General features: G+C 72.9%; 16 protein-coding genes. 5 read left to right on the top strand and 11 right to left on the bottom strand.

All coding sequences use genetic code 11. The features are described 5' to 3' along the window. Positions 1–68 precede the first annotated feature (68 nt). From CAE01nite_RS09070 to CAE01nite_RS09060, 3 genes are read right to left on the bottom strand one after another with little or no spacing between them, the layout of a single operon-like run. Entirely contained in the window at positions 69–953 is an 885-nt protein-coding gene (locus tag CAE01nite_RS09070; RefSeq protein WP_246131106.1) for a carbohydrate ABC transporter permease, read from the bottom strand. Continuing rightward, positions 950–1,888: a carbohydrate ABC transporter permease gene (locus CAE01nite_RS09065; protein ID WP_246131105.1), complete on the bottom strand. Its 939-nt coding sequence runs from the start codon at positions 1,886–1,888 to the stop codon at positions 950–952. The genes CAE01nite_RS09070 and CAE01nite_RS09065 overlap by 4 nt, the downstream gene beginning before the upstream one ends. After that, positions 1,885–3,180: an ABC transporter substrate-binding protein gene (locus CAE01nite_RS09060; protein WP_146903062.1), complete on the bottom strand. Its 1,296-nt coding sequence runs from the start codon at positions 3,178–3,180 to the stop codon at positions 1,885–1,887. Before CAE01nite_RS09060 ends, CAE01nite_RS09065 begins: the two co-directional genes overlap by 4 nt. 218 nt (positions 3,181–3,398) lie before the next feature. On the opposite strand from CAE01nite_RS09060, the gene CAE01nite_RS09055 reads away from it, so the two are divergent. Beyond that, the gene (locus tag CAE01nite_RS09055; protein ID WP_146903060.1) at positions 3,399–4,136 is read left to right on the top strand and encodes an SRPBCC family protein; all 738 of its coding nucleotides are present in this window, start codon (positions 3,399–3,401) and stop codon (positions 4,134–4,136) included. Positions 4,137–4,230: 94 nt separating this feature from the next. Here CAE01nite_RS09055 and CAE01nite_RS09050 read toward each other — a convergent pair whose 3' ends face one another. Genes CAE01nite_RS09050 through CAE01nite_RS09040 form a run of 3 tightly spaced genes read right to left on the bottom strand, consistent with a single transcriptional unit; the run spans position 4,231 to position 7,042 of the window. Next, positions 4,231–5,334, bottom strand: coding sequence for a Gfo/Idh/MocA family protein (locus CAE01nite_RS09050; protein WP_146903057.1), 1,104 nt, complete (start codon positions 5,332–5,334; stop codon positions 4,231–4,233). Then, positions 5,331–6,131, bottom strand: coding sequence for a sugar phosphate isomerase/epimerase family protein (locus tag CAE01nite_RS09045; RefSeq protein WP_146903054.1), 801 nt, complete (start codon positions 6,129–6,131; stop codon positions 5,331–5,333). The genes CAE01nite_RS09050 and CAE01nite_RS09045 overlap by 4 nt, the downstream gene beginning before the upstream one ends. 59 nt (positions 6,132–6,190) lie before the next feature. After that, positions 6,191–7,042: an NAD(P)H-binding protein gene (locus CAE01nite_RS09040; protein WP_146903051.1), complete on the bottom strand. Its 852-nt coding sequence runs from the start codon at positions 7,040–7,042 to the stop codon at positions 6,191–6,193. 283 nt (positions 7,043–7,325) lie between these two features. On the opposite strand from CAE01nite_RS09040, the gene CAE01nite_RS09035 reads away from it, so the two are divergent. Continuing rightward, the gene (locus CAE01nite_RS09035; protein WP_222595866.1) at positions 7,326–7,850 is read left to right on the top strand and encodes a GNAT family N-acetyltransferase; all 525 of its coding nucleotides are present in this window, start codon (positions 7,326–7,328) and stop codon (positions 7,848–7,850) included. A gap of 238 nt (positions 7,851–8,088) precedes the next feature. Here CAE01nite_RS09035 and CAE01nite_RS09030 read toward each other — a convergent pair whose 3' ends face one another. Further along, a complete protein-coding gene (locus CAE01nite_RS09030) occupies positions 8,089–8,928 on the bottom strand; it encodes a S1 family peptidase (RefSeq protein ID WP_146903048.1) in 840 nt (279 codons plus the stop codon). A 355-nt stretch (positions 8,929–9,283) separates the two neighbouring features. Between CAE01nite_RS09030 and CAE01nite_RS09025 the strand changes: the two genes are divergently transcribed. From CAE01nite_RS09025 to CAE01nite_RS09015, 3 genes are all read left to right on the top strand, one after another. Further along, complete coding sequence (locus CAE01nite_RS09025) at positions 9,284–10,135, top strand: neutral zinc metallopeptidase (RefSeq protein ID WP_146903045.1); 852 nt, start codon at positions 9,284–9,286, stop codon at positions 10,133–10,135. Between the two features lie 199 nt (positions 10,136–10,334). Then, the gene (locus CAE01nite_RS09020; protein WP_146903042.1) at positions 10,335–11,699 is read left to right on the top strand and encodes a hypothetical protein; all 1,365 of its coding nucleotides are present in this window, start codon (positions 10,335–10,337) and stop codon (positions 11,697–11,699) included. A 108-nt stretch (positions 11,700–11,807) separates the two neighbouring features. Then, positions 11,808–12,542 carry a helix-turn-helix transcriptional regulator gene (locus tag CAE01nite_RS09015; protein WP_146903039.1) on the top strand — a complete coding sequence of 245 codons (735 nt, stop codon included), beginning with the start codon at positions 11,808–11,810 and terminating at the stop codon, positions 12,540–12,542. Positions 12,543–12,959: 417 nt separating this feature from the next. Here the strand turns inward: CAE01nite_RS09015 and CAE01nite_RS09010 are convergent, their stop codons facing one another. The 4 genes from CAE01nite_RS09010 to CAE01nite_RS18770 all read right to left on the bottom strand — a co-directional run bounded on the left by CAE01nite_RS09010 (position 12,960) and on the right by CAE01nite_RS18770 (position 18,991). Further along, positions 12,960–13,418: a hypothetical protein gene (locus tag CAE01nite_RS09010; RefSeq protein WP_146903037.1), complete on the bottom strand. Its 459-nt coding sequence runs from the start codon at positions 13,416–13,418 to the stop codon at positions 12,960–12,962. Positions 13,419–13,441: 23 nt separating this feature from the next. After that, positions 13,442–14,437, bottom strand: a complete 996-nt coding sequence (locus CAE01nite_RS09005) for a multicopper oxidase domain-containing protein (RefSeq protein ID WP_146903034.1) — start codon at positions 14,435–14,437, stop codon at positions 13,442–13,444. Positions 14,438–14,480: 43 nt separating this feature from the next. Beyond that, positions 14,481–15,581, bottom strand: a complete 1,101-nt coding sequence (locus CAE01nite_RS09000; RefSeq protein ID WP_146903031.1) for a multicopper oxidase domain-containing protein — start codon at positions 15,579–15,581, stop codon at positions 14,481–14,483. A gap of 485 nt (positions 15,582–16,066) precedes the next feature. Then, positions 16,067–18,991, bottom strand: a complete 2,925-nt coding sequence (locus CAE01nite_RS18770; RefSeq protein WP_186816484.1) for a putative bifunctional diguanylate cyclase/phosphodiesterase — start codon at positions 18,989–18,991, stop codon at positions 16,067–16,069. Positions 18,992–19,076: the final 85 nt, after the last annotated feature.

The raw sequence follows: 19,076 nt of genomic DNA, 5'->3' as shown, positions 1-19,076 counted from the left end.
GACGGCCCCGGGCCTGCCAGCGTGGCATCGGTCAGCACTTGGCGCGAACGACGGTCGCCGTGCGCAGGTCACTTCAGGCCGGTGGTGGCGATCCCCTCGACGAGGTAGCGCTGGAAGACCGCGAAGACGAGCACCATCGGCAGGGTGGACAGCAGGGCCATCGACATCAGCGCCGAGTAGTCCGTCGTGTACTGGCCCTGGAGGAAGGCCAGCCCGACCGGGACCGTGTACAGCGCGGGGTCGCGCAGCACGATCAGCGGCCACCCCAGCTCGTTCCAGCGGTACATGAAGGTGAAGATCACCAGGACGGCGATCAGCGGCTTGGACAGCGGCAGGACGACGCTGCGGAAGATCCGGAACGCCGACGCGCCGTCCAGCCGGGCGGCGTCGAGCAGGTCGTCGGGGATGGAGAGCATGAACTGCCGCGCCAGGAAGACGCCGAAGGCCTCGGCGGCTCGCGGGATGATCACCGCCCAGTAGGTGTTGAGCCAGCCGAGCTCGGCGACGATGCGGAACTGCGGGATCATCACCACCTGCACGGGGATCATCAGCGTCGCGAGCAGGACCAGGAAGACGACGTTGCGGCCACGGAACTCCATCTTGGCCAGCACGAAGCCGGCCAGCAGGTTGACCACCACGGTGATCAGGACCGCCACGACCGCGATCGCGGCCGAGTTCACGTACCAGCTGCCGAACGGCAGCGCCGTCAGCGGCCGGCTGAAGTTCGACAGGTCGATCGTCGACGGCCACAGCCGCAGCTCGCTGCCCTGCAGGTCCCCGCGCGGGGCGAGAGCGGTGGCGACGAGCCAGTAGAGGGGGAAGAGCAGGAACAGCGCGACCACGGCCAGGAGCGCGGCTCGTCCCCAGCCGGGACGCGACCGGCCCGGGCGTGCCGGCGGTGCGGCCCGCCGGGCGGTCGTCCCGGCTGTCCGCTGAGCGGCCCCGGTGCTCACGTGTCCGCCTCGGTGTCGCGCTGCGAGCGCCACCACAGCACCGTGAACGCCAGGACGACGACGAACATCACCACGCCGATCGCCGAGGCGTAGCCCTGCTGCCGGGCGCCGAAGCCCTGCCGGTAGGCGTAGGTGACCAGCAGCTCGGTGGACACCCCCGGGCCGCCGCCGGTGAGGACGAAGACGACGTCGAACACCTGGAAGCTCTGGATGACCATGAGCACGGTCAGGAAGAACGTCGTCTGCCGCAGGCCGGGGACGGTCACGTACCGGACGATCTGCCAGCCCGTCGCCCCGTCGACCCGGGCGGCCTCGTACCGCTCGCGCGGGATGCCTTGGAGCCCGGCCAGGTAGATGACCATGCAGAAGCCGAGCGACTGCCAGACGACCATGGCGATGATCGAGGCCATCGCCGGTGCGCCCGACGACTGCCAGGGGACGCCGTCGCCGCCGAGCGCGCGCAGCACCTTGTTCACCACGCCGACGTTCTCGTTGAAGATCCAGCGGCCGAGCAGCGCGACGACCACGCCGGACAGGACGTACGGCAGGTAGAACAGGGAGCGGAACAGCGTCCGGCCCCGGATGGGCCGGTCGAGCAGGAGAGCCAGTCCCAGACCGCCGACCAGGGTCAGCGGCACGGTCACCGCGGCGAAGACGACCGTGTTGACCGCGGAGCGCCAGAAGACGTCGTCGGCGGCCATCCGCTCGTAGTTGCCCAGGCCGATCCACCGGCCGACGCCGAAGCCGCTGGTCTCCTGGAAGCCGAGGGCGACGGTGAGCACCAGCGGCAGGAGCAGGAAGAGCCCGAACAGCACGAGGTTGGGCGCGAGCAGGGCGTACGCCGTCGCGGCCCCGCGTCGGCGCAGCCCTCGCCGCCGGCCGGCCGGACGCAGCCGCTGCGTCGTCCGGTCGCGTGCCGCCGTGGCGGTGCTCACGGAGCGAGCGCGCGCTCGATGTCGGCCGACAGGTCTGCGAGCACCGCCTCGGCGTCGACCCTGCCCACGAACGCGCGCTCCAGCTGCTCGACGAGCGCGGCGTTGATCTCGTTGAACGAGGGCACCGTCGTCTGCTCGACGATGTCCTCGGTGATCGCCTCGGACTGGGCGACGAACAGCTCCATCAGGTCGGGCCGGACCTGGTACTCCAGGTCCCCGCCGGCGAGGTCGGTGCGCGTCGGCAGCACCGTCGTCGCCTCGCAGAAGCGCGCCATCTGCTCCTGGGAGGCCAGGTACTGCAGGAAGAGAGCGGCCTGCTCGGCGCGGGGGGAGTCCGCGGTCGCGACCACGGCGTTGCCGCCGAGCTCGGCCGTCACGTCGCGGTTGCGGGGCAGGAACGTCGCGCCGAAGTCGAAGCCGGCGTCGGCGATGGCCGGCAGGAGGAAGTCGCCCGCGAAGACCGACGCCGTGGTCCCCGCGATGAAGAGCTCGTCGACGTAGTCGCCCTTGGTCGAGGTGGTCGGGGGGACCAGGCCGCGCTCGAAGAACGACTGCGTGAACCGCAGCGCCTCGCGCCCCTCGGGGCTGTCCACCGCAGGCGCCGACAGGTCGTCGGTGAGCAGCCGGCCGCCTGCCTGCCCGAGGAAGTTGAGCCACCGGTAGGCACCGAACTGCTGCCAGTTGACCCCGGTGGCGTACTGCTGGGCCGCGGTGACCCCCGCGAGCCGCACGAGCGCCTCGTCGAGCTGCTCCCAGCTCCACGCCTCGTCGTAGGACGTCGGCAGGGTGAGCCCGGCCTGCTGCGCCGCGTCGGCGCGGACCAGGATCATCGAGGTGTCGGTGTGGTGCGGGACGCCGAACGGCGCGCCGTCGCGGGTGACGGCGCTCCACAGCCCGGGACGGAACTGGTCGGCGTAGCCGCCGGGCAGGTGGTCGCTCAGGTCGAGCAGGGCGTCCTGGCTGCTGTAGACCCCGAGGTCGGTGTAGGTGACCCGGAAGACGTCCGGTGCCTGACCGGCCTGCAGGCCGGCGTCCACCGTGGTGAGCAGCTGGTCGAAGGGCACCTGCTGGAGCTTGACGCGGATGCCCTCCGCGGCCTCGAAGTCGCGGGCGATCGCCCGGAAGGCCACCAGCTCCGCGTCACCGGCCCAGAGCGTGAAGGTGATCTCGTCGTCCGAGGCCGCCCCGCCGCCGTCGTCCCGCCCGCCGCTGAAGCCCGCGCAGCCGCCGAGGGCGGCTGAACCCGCCGCGGCCCCGAGGAGCGCGAGGAACCTCCGCCTGTCCAGCGCCATGAGTCCCCATCTCGTCGTCGAGTGGATCTGTCGTAGTCCTCGCCGCGGGCGCACGCAACACCTCTGGCACACCTGTGCCAGGTTCCGGCGCACCGGCTTGCGCCCGGTCGCAGGGTCTGCTTGCTCCCCCTAGCGTCGACCTCGACCGCAGGGCCGTGCCGTTCGGGGCGGCTCGCACCAGGACCGGCCGCCGCGCCGGCCGAAGAGGGGAGACACCCATGACGACGCAGGTCGAGAAGTCCGTCATCGTCAACGTGCCGGTGACCGTGGCCTACAACCAGTGGACCCAGTTCGAGGAGTTCCCGCAGTTCATGGGCGGGGTCACGAGCGTCACCCAGCTGTCCGACGACCGGCTCGAGTGGGTGGCCGAGATCGCCGGCGTCCGTCGCCAGTGGGAGGCCAAGGTCCTGGAGCAGGTCCCGGACCAGAAGGTGTCGTGGGCGGCGACGTCGGGCGCGACCAACGCCGGCTCGGTCTCCTTCGAGCCGGCCGGCGAGGGGCAGACGCACGTCCACCTGCACCTGGAGTACGAGCCGGAGGGCGTCGTCGAGGCGATCGGCGACCGGCTGAACATCGTGGAGAAGCAGGCCGAGGGCGACCTCGAGCGCTTCAAGGCCTTCATCGAGTCCGAGGACTACGCGACCGGAGCGTGGCGCGGCAGCATCAACCCGGGCGCCGGCACCGCACCCGGCGTGGAGCACGCAGCGGCGTCGGAGGGTGACTCGGGCAAGGCCGGCGTGTCCAAGGCGGCGGTCGCCGCGGGGATCGGCGTGGCCGCCGCGGCAGCAGCCGCCGTCGCCGCCACGGTGGGCGGCTCCGACGACTCGAAGGAGTCGGACGAGGTCACGGTCACCGCTCCGGTGAGCGAGACGGGCACCACTCCGGTGAGCGGGACGGGCACCGCTCCGGTGAGCGGGACGGGCGCCGTGCCCGGCGACGAGGCGAACCTCATCTGATCGGCGGGACCAGCACGCAGGAGGGGCGGCCGATCGGCCGCCCCTCCTGTCGTCCGGCCCGGCGCGTCGAGCGGTCCGGGACGTCCGCGCGAGGTCAGCGCAGGGTCGCGACCGACGGGTCCCAGTCGGCGGGGAGCGGCGGTACCGGGGTGACCTGGGAGTCGACGACCACGGCCTCACCGGACCCGGCGGCCTCCCGGATGCCGAGCATGACGTCGAGCACGTGGGAGGCGAGCTCGCCGGACGCCCGCTCCAGGGTCCCCGCCTCGATCGCCCGCGCGAGCTCGACGACGCCGGTCCCGCGTCCCCAGGTGGAGCCCTCGCCCGGGACGGTGACGGGCTCGTCGGAGCCGTACCGCCAGAGCGTGGAGTCCCCGGTGAAGTAGTTCGGGTCCGGCAGGGAGATGGTGCCCTCGGTGCCGTTGATCTCGACGAAGCCGGACCGGGGCCTCGCGTGCTGGAACGACAGGGTGGTCTGCGAGGACTGCCCGCCGCGGAACTCGACGAGGGCTGCGTGGTGGGTCGGCACCTCGACCGGGAAGGTCTCGCCCGCCCGCGGTCCGGCACCGACCGTGCGGACGTCGCGCGCCGTCGAGGCCACGGCCTGGACCCGCGACGCGGACCCGAACGCGTGCACGAGGGTGGTCAGGTAGTAGGGACCCATGTCGAACAGCGGTCCGGCACCCCTGGCGTACAGGAAGTCGGGGTTCGGGTGCCACTGGTCCGGTCCCGGGACGTGGAACATGGTGACCGCGGTGAGCGGCTCGCCGATGTCCCCCCGGGCGATCGCGCGCAGGCCGGTCTGGATCCCCGCACCGAGCACGGTGTCCGGGGCGCACGCGACACGCAGACCGGCCGCCGTCGCGGCGTCGAGCAGCGCGGAGGCGGAGGCGCGGTCGGTGGCGACGGGCTTCTCGCTCCAGACGTGCTTGCCGGCCGCGATGATCTGCTGGCCGACCTCGGCGTGCACGGCCGGGATCGTCAGGTTCACGACGATCTGGATGTCGTCCCGGACCAGCAGGTCGTCGACGGGGCCGGACGCGGCGATGCCGTACCTCTCCGCCTGCGCCGTCGCCCGGTCGACCAGGACGTCGGCGACGTAGCGGACCTCGACGTCGGCGAACTGCGTCAGGTTGTCCAGGTACTGGGTGCAGATGTTGCCGGCGCCGATGACGCCGATCCCCACCGGGCCGGTCACCGGTCGTTCTCCGTCAGCCAGGCGAGGGACTGGGCGATCCCGTCGAACACGTCCCCCTGGTAGGAGTCGAACTCGACCACGCGGAGGGCTCGGGGCGCGGCGGCGAGGATCGCCGGGACGTCGACGTCCCCCTGGCCGGCGGGCGTCTGCTCCTCGTACGCCGCCCGCAGGGCGTCCGGGACGACCAGGGCGCTCCGGGCCGACGGCAGCGCGGTGGCGATGTCGCCGGTGACCTTGCCGTCCTTCACGTGGATGGCGACGACACGGTCGCCGAGGGAGCGGAGCACGGCGGGCACGTCGGCGCCGCCGACGGTCGCCCAGAAGGTGTCGACCTCGAGCACGACGTCGGGCGCGAGCTGCTCGACGAAGAGGTCGTAGATCGGGCGCCCGTCGACCTCGTTCGTGAACTCCCACTGGTGGTTGTGGTAGCCGAATCGCAGGCCGTGGCTCCGCGCCTGCTCGGCCAGGGCGTTGACGCGCTCCGCGATCCTGGTCGCGTCGTCGGCGGTACGCCACCGGTCGGTCGGGATGAACGGGTCGATGACGACGTCCATGCCCAGGCGCGCTGCGGCGTCGAACACGACGGACGGGTCCTCGCGGTCGATGACGGCGGCGTGACCGCTCGGGGCCGTCACCCCGGCGTCGGCGAACGCCTTCGCGTACGCGTCGGCGTTCGTGTCGAAGGCGTAGGGCTCGACGTGCTCGTACCCGATCTCGCGGACCCGGGCGACCGTGCCCGGGAGGTCGTCCGCGACGGCGTCGCGCAGGCTGTAGAGCTGGACCGACGGTGTGTGCATGCCGAAGTCTCCTAGGTCGTGCGGGGTGTCGGGGAGCGAGTATCGACGTTGTCGTCGCGCTACGCCGCCCGGGATCCCGCCAGGTGCTCGGCGAGGGTCAGGGCGGGCGTGCCGGTGAGGCGGTGGACGGTGTCGTCGACGGCGGCGAGCTCGCCGGCGGCGATGGCGGTGTAGGTGGAGACCCAGGCGTCGACCTGCCAGCCAGGGGCGCCGTAGTGGGCGCGGGAGGCGTACGCCTCCTCGATCGTCTCCGGGTGGTACCGGGTGGGCGTGCCGGTGACCCCGGTGATGACGCGCGCCGCCTGCGCCAGCGAGAGGGCCTCGCGCCCGGTGAGGTCGTACGTCGCTCCGGTGTGCGGGGCGGGGTCCTGCAGGACCGCCGCCGCGACGCGGGCGACGTCCGCACGCGCGACGGCGCCGACGACGCCGTCGCCGGCGGGGCCGCGGATGACGCCGTCGGCGCCGGCGAGGCTGGGCAGGAAGTCGAGGTAGAGGCTGTCGCGCAGGAAGGTGAACCCCATCCCGGTGGCGCGGATGCGCTCCTCGGTGGCCCAGTGGTCCCGTCCGAGCGTGAAGGTGGCGTCGGGTCCCGCGCCCAGGAACGACGTGTAGACGATGTGCCGGACCCCGGCGTCGGCGGCTGCCCGGACGAAGGTGTGGTGCTGCGCGACCCGGTCGGCGCTCTCCGACCCGGACACCATGAGCAGGACCGCTGCGCCGGTCAGCGCCTCCCGGGCCGCGGCTGCGTCAGCGTAGGCGGCCCGGCGCACGTCCGAGCCGGGCAGGCGGGGCGCGCGGGCGGGGTCACGGACGACCAGCCGCAGCGGGGTCCCGCGCTCGGCGAGGTGCCGGGCGACCTGCCCACCGACCGCCCCGGTCGCTCCGGTGACGGCCACGAGGTCCTGCGTCATGGTGAGGTGCTCCTTCGGGTCCGTGGTGAGCCGTGCGTGGGGTCGACCGGCCGCGTCCGATCCTCCAGCCGCCTGTCGATCCGCGACGACCGGGGCGACCGTGGCCGCACGACCGACCGGCACCATCGGGTCCGGCTCCGCGGTGGCGGGCCCCTGCTGAGGCGGCCGCGTCCTGGCTATGGTGCGCGAAGGGTCCGCATCCGGTCGTGGGACGAGCACCTCGACCCGGCGCACGCCGGCCGCCGACGGGCGCGGCCCTCTGCGGACCGGACTGGAGGCATCCATGGACGACGACAGCGACCTGGCGGTCGTCCCGGCGTCGAAGGCGCAGCTGCAGGCTCTCCTGCAGGAAGACGGCAGCTTCGAGCGGGATTTCGGCATGAGGGTGGTGGCCGGCCTCGTCGAGTTCGACGGCATGCTCGAGCACGCCGTGGCGACCCTGGACGGCGGTGTAGAGCCACGCTGGTCGACGCACCTGTTCGTCCATCGACGCGACCGCGCGGTCGTGGGGATCGGCGGCTTCACCGGCCCACCCGAGGACGGTGCCGTCGAGATCGGGTACTCGGTCGCGCCGGAGTACCGCGGTGCCGGCGTGGCGACGGCGGCGGCTCGTCGGCTCGTGGCGGCGGCCGAGCAGTCCGGCGACGTGCGCCTGGTGGTCGCTCACACCCTGGCGGCGCCGGGACCGTCGACGGCCGTGCTCCGACGTCTGGGCTTCGTCCACGTCGGCGAGGCGGTCGACCCCGACGAGGGTCAGGTGTGGCGGTGGGAGCTCGCGCTCGACCCGTCCGGACCTGCCGCGCGGTGAGGCTCGGCTGCCCCTAGGGCTGCCGTGGTCGGCGACGGGGTTCGCCTTGCGCGACCAGCGCGCGCGGAAGGGTGCGGCACACCGGTCGTCGGAGCAGGTCGGCGCCCGGTGCGCAGGCGCTCGGGCGAGGCGCCTGCGTCCGGACGCAGCGACGGTCCCCACCTGTCGCGATGGGAACCGTCGCTCTGCGGCGCGCCGCCGCCACACCGGCAGCGGCGACCTCATGTCATCGGGAGTCTCACCAGTTCTCGCCGGGCACCAGCCCGAACTCCTGCTCGAGCCAGTTCAGGTCGTCTGCCGTGTCGACGCGGTAGCCACCGCCGGTGCCGGCGCAGCGGGCGTTGATCCCGAACGACGTCACCGCGGCGACGACGTTGGTCCCCTCGACGAAGATGGGGCCGCCGGAGTCGCCGTTGCACGTCCCCCCTCCGGCGGCGTTGTTGGTGAACAGCACCGAGTTGCCCACCTTCTTCTCACCGAAGGCCGCGTCCTGGTTGATGATCTTCAGCGTCGCCTGCAGGCGGACGCGCTCCGCGGACGTGCGACCGCTCGGCTCGGGCATGTTGCGCTGGAGCCCGTAGCCGACGGCGGTGAACAGCTGCGGGTTCTGCCCACGAGCCACGAAGAAGTCGTCGAAGTACCCCTCGTGCGGCAGCGCGCCGTACTCGTCCAGCAGGACCGGCTCGTCGAGGACGACGAGGCCGAGGTCGTGCTCGTAGAACGCCACGTCGTCGTACTGCGGATGCGTGTACGGGGTGCCGGTGATCGACGTCGCGCCGCCGGTCGGGTAGCCGACCGCCGCCGCGTCGCGCAGGTCCTCCTCGAACCAGACGACGGCGCCGTCGGCCCCGAAGGTGCAGTGACCGGCGGTGAGGAAGTGCGTGGGTGAGACCAGCGTGCCGGAGCACCGCCACGCGGGTTCTCCGTCGACGGTCGCGATCATCAACCCCACGTAGGGGTGCTCACCGGCGTCCGGCTCGCCGTAACGGATCGCGGCGGCCGGTGAGGCGGCTGTCACGGTGATGGCGAGAGCGGCCAGCCCGGCCGCGAGGGTTCCGAGTACTCCGTGTCTGCGCATGCGTTCTCCAGCGATGTCGGGGGGTAGGTCCGGACTCGCGCACGCTAGCCCGGCCGGACGCCGTCCACCGCCGTTTCGGTGACTGGTGTCGGGACGGCGACCGAAGGGACCGCGACCCCCATGGCGCGTCAATGCGGCGTGACGACGACCAGCTCTCTGGACGCCTCGGGGACGTCGAGGACGGCCCCGTGTCCCGCTCGAGCGCTGCCCGCGCGGGGAGCCGTCCGGGCTGTGGCATCTCGCCTCCTGTGTCACCCTCGACGGTGCAGCAGCACGTCCTGGGCTCACTCGCGGCGAGCGATCAGCTCCCTCGGGTGGGCCCTTCCCGCTCGCGCACCCGTCCTTGGAGGTCTCCGTGTCGCCCCTGCCCCGTCTGCGGCCGTTCGTGATGGTCGTCGCCGCCGCCCTCGCGCTCACGGGCTGCGGCTTCGACACCAGCATCGGGGACGGCAGCAACCGTGCCCGGGCCCAGGAGATCGTCGACGACATCCAGTCCGCGATCGAGGAGGCGGAGTCCCAGAACGCCGAGGAGACCGGTGACTTCGGCGAGGACCCGCCGGCGCAGACGCAGGCCATCCGGACCGACACCAACACCGCCTTCGTGTACGAGGAGTACCAGGCGACCCTCGAGGGCGTCATCGCGTCGCTGGACGAGTTCTGGGCCCGTGAGCTGCCCGCCACCTTCGACGCGACCTACACCCGTCCCACCCGGTTCGTGTACTACCGACCCGAGCAGGAGCCCGGTCCCCGTTGTGGCAGCGAGGAGGCTCCGGCGAAGAACGCCTTCTACTGCTCGGCCGGGGACTTCATCGCCTGGGACGAGTCGGGCCTGATGATCCCCTACTACGTCTCGTCGGGAGACTTCGCTGCTGCGTTCGTCCTCGCCCACGAGTACGGCCACGCCATGCAGTTCCGCCTCCCGCAGCAGGAGCAGCTCGGGGTCCTGCGCGAGCTGCAGGCGGACTGCTTCGCCGGGGCGTGGGCGAGGGACGTCCAGGAGCAGGGGCTCCTGGAGGCCGGTGACCTCGACGAGGCGACCTTGGCGGTCTTCGCGGCCCGTGACGTCCCCGGCACCCCGTTCACCGACCCCCGGGCCCACGGCACCGGCTTCGAGCGCACCCGCGCCTTCGCCGACGGCTACGAGGGTGGCCCCGGCACCTGCTACCCCGCGCCGGCGGAGGACTGGGTCGTCGGGGTCCAGCAGTAGCCCGAGGCAGAGCCCGGTACCGCCGGGCGGCAGCGTGCGGGGCACCGTCCACGCGGTGTCCGAACGGCCACCTGTGCCGGGTGCGCCGGCGGATGGAGCATCGAGCCTGACGGCTCTGCCCGGCGCCGTCGATCATGTTCCCGGCGTGCGGCTGCGCACCGCGCCACCGCCTCGGGACCCGGCGTCCTCGGAGATGACGATGTGGCATTCACGACGTGCCCCCGCGGCGGTCGCCGTCGCGCTGGCGATGGCCGGGACGGGGACTGCGCTCGCGCCGACCGCGGTCGGCGCGGTGGACGGCGGCGCCGTCGGACGGTGTGAGGTGCACACCCTGGCGCTTCCGGACGGTGTCCCGGAGGGACTCGTCGTCGACGTCGAGCTGGTGCGCGGACGGGGTGTCGTCTACTACGGGTCGACCATCGTCGTCGGTGCGGACGGTGAGGACGTCCAGCAGCCCGTCGTGTGGTTCGGGCTGCAGGGAGAGCCTGTGCCGGTCGGCCCCGAGGGCAGTCCCACCGGCGTCGCGTTCGAGCTCACCCCCAGCGGCCTCATCAACGGGCAGAGCATCAACCCGGACACCGGGCGGTGGCAGGGCTGGGTGCAGAAGCTGCTCACCGGCCGGGTCACCTGGGTGGATCCCGGACCAGGGGACGTCGAGCCGGCCGAGGTGTACTTCCGTCGTATCAACGACAGGGGTGCGGCGGCGGGCACGGCGTGGACGGAGGACGGCGGACTCGCGCTGCGGTGGACGTGGTTCGGCCGCGAGCCGGTCGAGCTGCCGGGCGGGGACGAGGGGATCGCCGAGGGCTGGGACATCAACAACCATCGGGACGTCGTCGGCGTCGTGGCGGTACGGCCGCCGGGCGAGGAGGACCTGCTGGTTCCGCGACCGACGCTCTGGGACGCACGGAACCGGCCGACGCCGATGGCGACCGTGGGTCTGGACGGCTACGCGGTGCTGCTCAACGATCGCCGCCAGGCGGCCGGGGCCGTCGGTGTCGGTCCCGACTTCTCGGACGCGCACGCCGAGGCCGCCTTCTGGGAGACACCGGACAGCGTCGTCGGGCTGGGCGTGGTTCCCGGCGGCGTCAGCAGCGCGGCCTACGGCCTCGGGGAGGACGGTTGGGTCGTCGGCGTCACGGGCGCACCTGCTCCGGACGCGCCCGCGAACCCTGACGACGTCGCGGGCTACGGATTCCTGTGGCCCGGCGGTGACCCTACGAGCATGCGCATCCTGCCCAGCCCGTATGCCCTCGAGCACGGGCTGACCGACTGGCGCCAGTGGTTCGGGGGAGCGGCGCACGGTGTGAACGAACGGCTGCGGCAGGTGGGCACCGCGTCGCACGGGGGGTATCTCCCCGACGGCAGGCTCATGCTCGTGCCGACCGTCTACGTCAACGCTGACCGGTGCGGGACGGCTGTGCCGACCAGCCACACGCCGGCCGTCGCGGACGAGTCGACGTCAGAGTCGTTCGCGGTGGATGCCCGGTCGGCTGCGGGGACCTCCCCCGCGCACGCGTGGTCGTCCCACGTGGGCCGGCTGGTCCGGGATCTCGACCGTTGATCGATGGCGGACGGCGCTTGGACTCGCCCCGTCCGCACGGGCCGGCAGCGCGACAGCCCGCAGCGCGATACGTCGGACAGGGCGTGACCCGCTGTCGGACCATGAGTCATGGACAGCGTGCGGGCGACGCAGTGCGCGGAGATCGCGCACTGCGTCGCAGCCGGGGTGCCGGTCCTCGACCAGCTGCTGATCCTCCTCGACCGCTCGGTGGGGGCCGACGTCCTGTCCGTGAGCGCGCTGCGCCTGGGTGAGCTCCCGCAGTCGGAGGTCGCCTTGCGCGGGGCGTCGCCGATGACGGAGGAGGAGATGCGCCTGTGGCCGCAGCTGCTGCACACGCACCCGTACGCCGACCACCTGCAACGCGGACCCCAGGCGGCGTCCAGGAGCACGGACGTCGTCCCGCTCCGCGACCTGCAGCGGCTCGACGTGTACCACCTGCTGCTCCGGCCGCGCCGCAGCACCTACCAGGCAGGCCTCCTGCTGGAGCGCACACCGACGTCGATGCTCCTCGTCTCGCTCTGGCGACCGACGCGCGACTTCTCCGACCGGGAGATGGAGTCGCTGGACGAGCTGCGACGTCCTGTGGCGGCGGCCATGGCGTACCGAACGGCGCTCGACTCGCTGGTCGCCTCGGGCGCACCGGCGGACGCGACCGTTCTCACCACACGTCAACGGCAGGTGGCCGCACTGGTCGCGCGCGGTCTCACCAACGATCAGGTGGCGCGGCAGCTGGGGATCTCCCCGCGAACCGTCCGCAAGCACCTCGAGGGCGCCTGGGCCCGGACCGGCACGAGCAGCCGGGCGTCCCTCGCCGCGTGGTGGGCTGGCGCCGGGATGACGTGACGGTCATGAAGACGTCCGCTGCCCGTGCCGCGCGGCCTGCCATGCCGGACCAGACCTACCTGGCGTTCACCCACTGCCCCCGGCCGTCGAGGACGTGAAGGCTCCGACCGGAGATCGCGCCACGGGTATGCCCTGGACGCTGTGCGAGCGGCCGTGCGTTGGCGAGCGCCACCAGGCGCTGGCGGGACCTCCCGCCGCTGCGGGAGCCCGCCAGCGCCTCGACCGAGGTGGGACGAGCGTGCACGTCAGTGCATTGGCGCGGGAGTGCGGCGTCGACCCCGAGCAGACATCGTCCCCGCACCGCGGGCATCAGGTTCGACCGCCGCCGAGATGCCGGCAGCCGCCCTGCGGAAGCGGCGTGCTCGGAACCCCGAGTGGCCGGTCGGTGCGCCGGCGACGACGAGGCCGGCGACGGCGTCAGGTGGTGGCCGGCTGAAGCGGGCCGGAGCGCACGGGGGCGGTGGGCGCCGTCCCCTGGTTCTCCACGACCTCGAACTCGACGACGTAGTTGCCGGGGTTGGCGAAGACGTCGCGGTAGCGGTCGTCACGGGGGATCTCGCAGCCCTCGCCCGCACCGTCGACCCACTGGTCGGCGGTGCCGAGGTCGACCACCTCGGTCCCGGTGCGGGTGAGGATCCGGCTGCTGAAGCTGTCGCCGTCCTGCGGCGCCGGGTGGTCCCAGATGAAGCAGATGGAGGGTTCGACGTTGCGGTCCTCCAGCTCCAGCCAGGCCTGGCCACCGGTGGTCCACTGGGCGCGCAGGTGGGTGCCGTCGGGTTGGAGGCCGACCGCGTAGACCGCGGTGGCGGAGGTCAGAACAGCGAGCCCGACGGCGGCGGCGACCGCCGGTGTCGAGCGCGTGCGGAACGAGCGCATGGCGGGTCCTTCGGGAAGAGGGGTCAGGTGACGATGACGTGGGCGGTGGCGGTGCCGGCCACTGCGCCGGTGAGCCAGTGCCGGAACTCGTAGGTCACGGTGTGGGTGCCTGCGGTGCTGGGCGTCAGGATGAGGTCGTACCGCTCCGCCGTGGTCGTCCTGAGCACGTTGTCCGGGAGCGGGGTCGGGGCCGGCAGCGGCTCCCCGTCCGACATGTGCACGACCGGTCTGAGGGCCGCAGGGAAGCGCACGACGTTGGGGAAGTAGGCACCGGTCAGGTGGCGCAGCAGGATGGGCTGACCGACCCGCGCCCGGACGGTGGTCTTGGCGCTGCGCAGGGACCGTGGTGCGTCGACGCCGTTGATCGTGAAGTAGCGAGGCCGGAACCGGTTGAGGCGGGTGCCGTCGGCGATCGCGTTCTTCTCCCCGCTGGCGTGGTTGTAGTTGCGCCAGAACGGGTCCACGTCGTACGTCGCCCACAGCGCCTCGACCTCGTACCGCGGTCCGCCGACGTACAACGTCCCCGGACCGGTCGGCGGGTCGATGACCAGATACCCGAACATCCCCATCTGCACGTGCAGCGGTGCGTTGCGGTGGCAGTGGTAGAAGAACGTGCCGGCACGGGAGGCGCGCCACTGGTAGGTGTAGTCGCTGCTGACGTTGAACGACGTGTCGGGGACCCCGTCGTTGAAGGTGGACGGCTCGATGCCGTGGTGGTGGATGGTGTGCACATTGATCGCGGCCTCGATGGTCGTGTGCACGATCTGCCCCTGCCGCAGGCGCAAGGGCGTGGAAGGGAACGGCTTGTCGTCGTTCGGGTCCTTGAACGCCCAGTACGCCACGTCATTCCCGTCGGCGAAGGTGAGCTTGTCGTTGAAGACCTTGCGGACGAATGACACGTCCGGTCGTGCGCGCCCGGGTGTCTCCGGGCTCGCCTCCGGGTAGTTGTGCCCGAAATGGACCGCCTGGGTCAGGTCCGCGGGACGGTTCTGGTCGATCGGGACGAGTGTTCCAGCCATGGTGTGCCCCTGCTCGTACGAGTGATCGGTGGACGGGTGAGGGTCATTCGAGGATGAGCTCGGAGACCATGCCGGACGGGTAGTGGCCGCCACTGGCGGTCTCGGCCATCTCGATGTGGTCGTGGACGACGTACTTCTGCGCCCTGTTGGTGACCGGGTAGGAGTCCGGCGGTGCCTCCAAGGGCACGAGGACGCTCACCGAGCGGCCCGGGGGGACGGTGACGGTGTCCTTGAAGGCACCGACGATCCACGGGGTGTCGGGGTGCGACAGCACCCAGAAGTGGTTGCCGTGCAGGTGGATGGACCGTGGGGCGCGGCCGGTGTTGATCATCCGGACCAGGGTGGAGTCGCCCGGCTGGCCCAGCCCGCCCGCGCGGCCGCTGATGTTGGTGTGGTGGTCCTCGGCCGAGAGCATGCCGCTGAGGCCGTTGATCAGGAAGTACTCCGGCTCGGGGTCGCTGGGCAGGCTGATCCGCCCCCCGGCGAGGTCCCGGGCCGTGGTCGGGTTGAGCTCGCCGAACAGCCAGGTGCGCTCCTGCGCCACGGAGGCCGGGATCGCCGGGGGCGTACCCACACCGAACATCGGCTGGCGGCGGGCCCGTGCGCGGACGCCGGGGAACTGGGCGTCGATCGACGTGCGCGCCGCGTCGCGCGGCAGGACGACCATCGCGCCGGTGGCGCCCAGGGCGCGGCCGGTGTCGGCGCTGCCGCTCACCGTGCCGACGTAGAAGTGCGTTCCCGGCGTGCTCGGGGCCGTGAACGTCACCCGGCGGCCGGTGCCGGCCGCGATCGGCGCCGCGTCCACACCCGAGAATCCCGGTGACGCGGCGATGGCGAACCCGACCGGCAGGCTGGAGCTGTTGACGATGTCCAGGTTGACCGTGTCACCGGTCTGGACCTCCAGCTGCCCGCCGGGCAGCTCCAGCCGCGCCGCGGTGCTGCCGAAACCCACGAACGGGACCACCAGCCCGTCGATCATCGTCCGCTCGCCATGGGCCACGAACAATGCGGCGTTGACCACGGTGGCGGAAGCCCGGGTGGCCGAGCCGAGCACGGCCGAGCCGCCCGCACCCGCGACCACGAGGGTGCACAGGCCGTATTTCAGCAGCGTCCGGCGCGAAAGGTCTGTCTGTACTGCTTCCATGGATTCTCCCGAGGCTGCGTTCCTCTGGTCCGAGAACGCCGACGCGCGCGTCTGTGCGCCGTCGACAGGAAGTCGGGTCCCGGCGAAGGACGCCGGTCGACAGTGATGTGAGCTATGCGCGTGCGTCCAGGGCGTCGAGCCCGACGTCGTCACCCTTCCGGGTGAGCAACTCAAGCCTGAGAACAGCCCGTCAACGGACCGTCAACGTCCTGGTAAGAGCCGATATGACCACTTCTGGCAGCAGCCGGCCGCCACGTTCTTCCGACGTCACCGACGCTAGGGGCGGGCCGCGCCCCCTCGGCGTGCGGCACCACGAAGGTGGCAGTCATGTGCCGTCGTCCACCGTTCCGCTTGCGCCGGCGGCCCGGCCATGGTGGAGGTGGACCTCCGAGCGCCGCGCGGCTCACGAGCCGGTCAGCAGCCGGCGAGGGCGCGCACGGCACGGTCGACCCGGCCGCAGGCATCCGGCCGGGTGGCCCGGGCCGTCAGCCGCGGGCGGTGGCCTGCGGGTCCGCCGCCGGAGAGGGACGCCCCCCGAGCTCGGGGAGCTCGAAAGCGGGCCGCCCCAGCAGGTACCCCTGCACGAGCGTGCACCCGGCACCGACCAGGGCGGCCAGCTGGTCCGCGGTCTCCACGCCCTCCGCCACGATCTCGACGCCCAGGTCACGCGCGAGCGCCAGCACGGACCGCGTGACGGCGAGTGCGGCGGCGTCGTGGGGCAGTCCCGCGGTGAACGACCGGTCCACCTTGACCTGGTCGACCGGGAGCCGCTGGACCCAGGTCAGGGTCGAGTAGCCGGTGCCGAAGTCGTCCAACGCGATGCGCACCCCCAGGCGGCGCAGTGCGGTGAGCCGCCCGGCGAGGGCCGGGACGTCCAGCAGCGCTCGGCTCTCCACCACCTCGAGGTAGAGCTGCTCGGGCCGCAGCCCGTGCTCGGCGAGGGCCGACCGGACCGCCGGCTGCAGGCGGGGGTCGGCCAGGGTGCTGCTCGCCAGGTTCACGGCGACGTGGAGGCCACGCCCGCCCGCGCCGTGGGCCGCGGCCCGGGCGCACGCCGTCCGGATGGCCCACAGGTCGAGCTCCACCACGAGCCCGGCCTCCTCCGCCAGGGGGAGGAACGCCGCGGGACCCAGCAGGCCCAGACGGGGGTGCTGCCATCGCACGAGCGCCTCCACGCCGACGGCACGGGCCGACGCGGCGATCTCCTGACGCCCGAGCTCCGGCCGGACGGACCAGATCGGCTGGAAGGCCAGCCGGAGCTCGTCCTCGCGCAGGGCACGCACGAGCTCGGCCTCGAGGGACGCCTGCGCGACCGGAGCCGGAGCCGGGGCGGTCGCACCCGGCGCGGGGACCACGGCACCGGCCGGCGCGACGGCCACCTGGTTGCGGCCACGGACCTTCGCCGTGTACATCGCGGTGTCCGCCTGGCGCAGCAGGCGGTCGGCACGGCCGCCGGGTCCGGTCTGCAGGGCGACCCCCACGCTCGTGGTGACCCGGAGCTCGCGCCCGTCGATGCGGAACGGGCTCTGGAAGCAGGCCACCACACGGCGGCCGAGGGAGTCGGCAGCGAGGGGGTCGCCGACGTCCGGCAGCAGGACCGCGAACTCGTCGCCGCTCAGCCTCGCCGCGACGTCGTGGCCCCGGATCGCGCCGGCGATCCGTGCCGACACCTGGCGCAGCAGCTCGTCGCCCGCGGCGTGGCCGAAGTCGTCGTTGACCCGCTTGAACTTGTCCAGGTCGCAGAAGAGCACCGCCGCCGACCGGCCGGGCTCCAGGGCGAGCAGCGTCTGGTCGAGGGTGCGGGTGAACAGGAGCCGGTTGGGCAGTCCGGTCAAGGTGTCGTGGTGCGCCTGGTGCTGCACCTTGGCCAGGAGCCGGGCGTTCTGCAGCGCCGTCGCGGCGTACTCGCCGACGCCCTGCAGCCGGGCGATGCCTTCGCGCAGGTCGACGGGCATCGGTCCGTCACGCCAGGACGCCGTGGCGACACCGAGCAGGTCCCCGCCCGCGACGAGGGGCACGACGACGCAGCCGGCGAGGTCGAGGGCGAGGAGGAGGTCGCGCAGCGCCGGGGTGGCCTCGTCGGCGGGGATGATCCGCGGTTCCTGCCGGGCGAGCATCTCCACCAGCTCGGGGGTGTCGTCGGCGCGGATCGGGCCGGCGTGCATGACGGCCCACTGGTCCGGGGTGAGGCCGGCGGAGGCGACCGGGAGGAGGGCGCCCGCGGCCGCGTCCCACAGCAGGACGGCCGACGCGCTGCACCCGACGATGCCCGGCAGCGCGGACACGACGACGTCGGCGATCGTCGTCTCGTCGGTGGCCGCCTGGAGCTCGTGGGCCAGGGTGAGCAGCGCGTCGGAGCGGCTCTGCCCGCGCCGGCTGTCCTCGAGCGCGAGGAGCAGGTCCAGCGCCGCCGCGGCGTGCCCGGCGTAGGCGCTCAGCAGGGATCGCTCGTCGTCGAGGCCGCGCTGGCCCGGCAGGTACATCGCAGCGAGCCGGCCGTGCCACCGCCGGCTGGAGGCGACGTCGACCACCACGGCCCCCTCGCCCAGGTCCTCACCGGCCAGCAGCCGGTCGGCCAGCGGCGCGACCTCGTGCTGGGGCAGGCCCTCGCTGTGCACCAGGGGACCGCCGCCCTGCGGGTCCGCGACGGCGAGCAGGTAGGAGGGGGCGAGGACCGCCGCCGCGGCACGGTGCGTGATGCGTCGCAGGGTGAGGGAGAGGTCGTCGCTCTCGACCAGCTCGGTCGCCGCGGACTGCAGCGCGTGGAGCTGCCCCCGCAGCGCGGCCAGCTCCAGCTCGGTCGACCGGCGCGACCGCAGCCACGGCAGCCGGGTCCGTGCCGTCCAGCGCACCCGGTACACGCACGCCTCGGCGCCGTCCGACTGGCACCGGTCGTGCACGAGGGTCGCCGGGGGCAGGCCGAAGATCTCCGGGACGATCTGGATGAGGCCCTGCGCGTAGCGGCAGTCCAGGCGCGAGTGCCGGTATCCCTCGTGCAGCCGGAAGCGCACCGTGGCTCGGCCGGGTGCGAGCTCGAGCACCTCCATCGTGGAGGTGGCGGAGAACTTCGGCACGGCCCGGGGCAGCTGGCGGTACACCTGCGCCGGCGACCCCAGGGCACGCAGGACGAGGACCAGGGAGTGGTTCAACCCGGTCCGCAGCGCGGCGGCGCCCATCGCGAACGTGCAGTCGGGGTCGCCGAGGACCTGCGCCGCCGCCTCGAACAGCCGGATGCGGGTGTCGTAGCTGACCCACCGGGACTCGTCCTGGAGCTCCGCGAGCGGGTGCGGCACGGCGGCACGTCGCAGCAGCTCCGTGACCGCGGACTCGCCACCGTGCTCCCGGACGTACCGCACCACGAGACCGGTGGTCACCCCCGACGTCTCCGAACCGCTGCTGAGATCGCTCACCAGTCCTCCCTTCCCCTGTGTCCATCGGCGGGCCGGACGGGCGCATGACACGTCGGCCGGGGCGGTCGCCCGCGTCACCCCTGTG

It is taken from the genome of Cellulomonas aerilata (assembly GCF_007991755.1).
Taxonomy (GTDB): domain Bacteria; phylum Actinomycetota; class Actinomycetes; order Actinomycetales; family Cellulomonadaceae; genus Pengzhenrongella; species Pengzhenrongella aerilata.
The sequence above is the reverse complement of the archived record's forward strand: the minus strand, read 5'-3'. Positions and strand labels throughout refer to the sequence as shown.

Excerpts from the sequence above, each read along its gene's own strand:
- CAE01nite_RS09040 (WP_146903051.1), bottom strand. The coding sequence starts at position 7,042 with ATGACGCAGGACCTCGTGGCCGTCACCGGAGCGACCGGGGCGGTCGGT.
- CAE01nite_RS09020 (WP_146903042.1), top strand. The coding sequence starts at position 10,335 with ATGTGGCATTCACGACGTGCCCCCGCGGCGGTCGCCGTCGCGCTGGCG.
- CAE01nite_RS09055 (WP_146903060.1), top strand. The coding sequence starts at position 3,399 with ATGACGACGCAGGTCGAGAAGTCCGTCATCGTCAACGTGCCGGTGACC.
- CAE01nite_RS09005 (WP_146903034.1), bottom strand. The coding sequence starts at position 14,437 with ATGGCTGGAACACTCGTCCCGATCGACCAGAACCGTCCCGCGGACCTG.
- CAE01nite_RS09045 (WP_146903054.1), bottom strand. The coding sequence starts at position 6,131 with ATGCACACACCGTCGGTCCAGCTCTACAGCCTGCGCGACGCCGTCGCG.
- CAE01nite_RS09030 (WP_146903048.1), bottom strand. The coding sequence starts at position 8,928 with ATGCGCAGACACGGAGTACTCGGAACCCTCGCGGCCGGGCTGGCCGCT.
- CAE01nite_RS09015 (WP_146903039.1), top strand. The coding sequence starts at position 11,808 with ATGGACAGCGTGCGGGCGACGCAGTGCGCGGAGATCGCGCACTGCGTC.
- CAE01nite_RS09000 (WP_146903031.1), bottom strand. The coding sequence starts at position 15,581 with ATGGAAGCAGTACAGACAGACCTTTCGCGCCGGACGCTGCTGAAATAC.
- CAE01nite_RS09060 (WP_146903062.1), bottom strand. The coding sequence starts at position 3,180 with ATGGCGCTGGACAGGCGGAGGTTCCTCGCGCTCCTCGGGGCCGCGGCG.
- CAE01nite_RS09035 (WP_222595866.1), top strand. The coding sequence starts at position 7,326 with ATGGACGACGACAGCGACCTGGCGGTCGTCCCGGCGTCGAAGGCGCAG.
- CAE01nite_RS09010 (WP_146903037.1), bottom strand. The coding sequence starts at position 13,418 with ATGCGCTCGTTCCGCACGCGCTCGACACCGGCGGTCGCCGCCGCCGTC.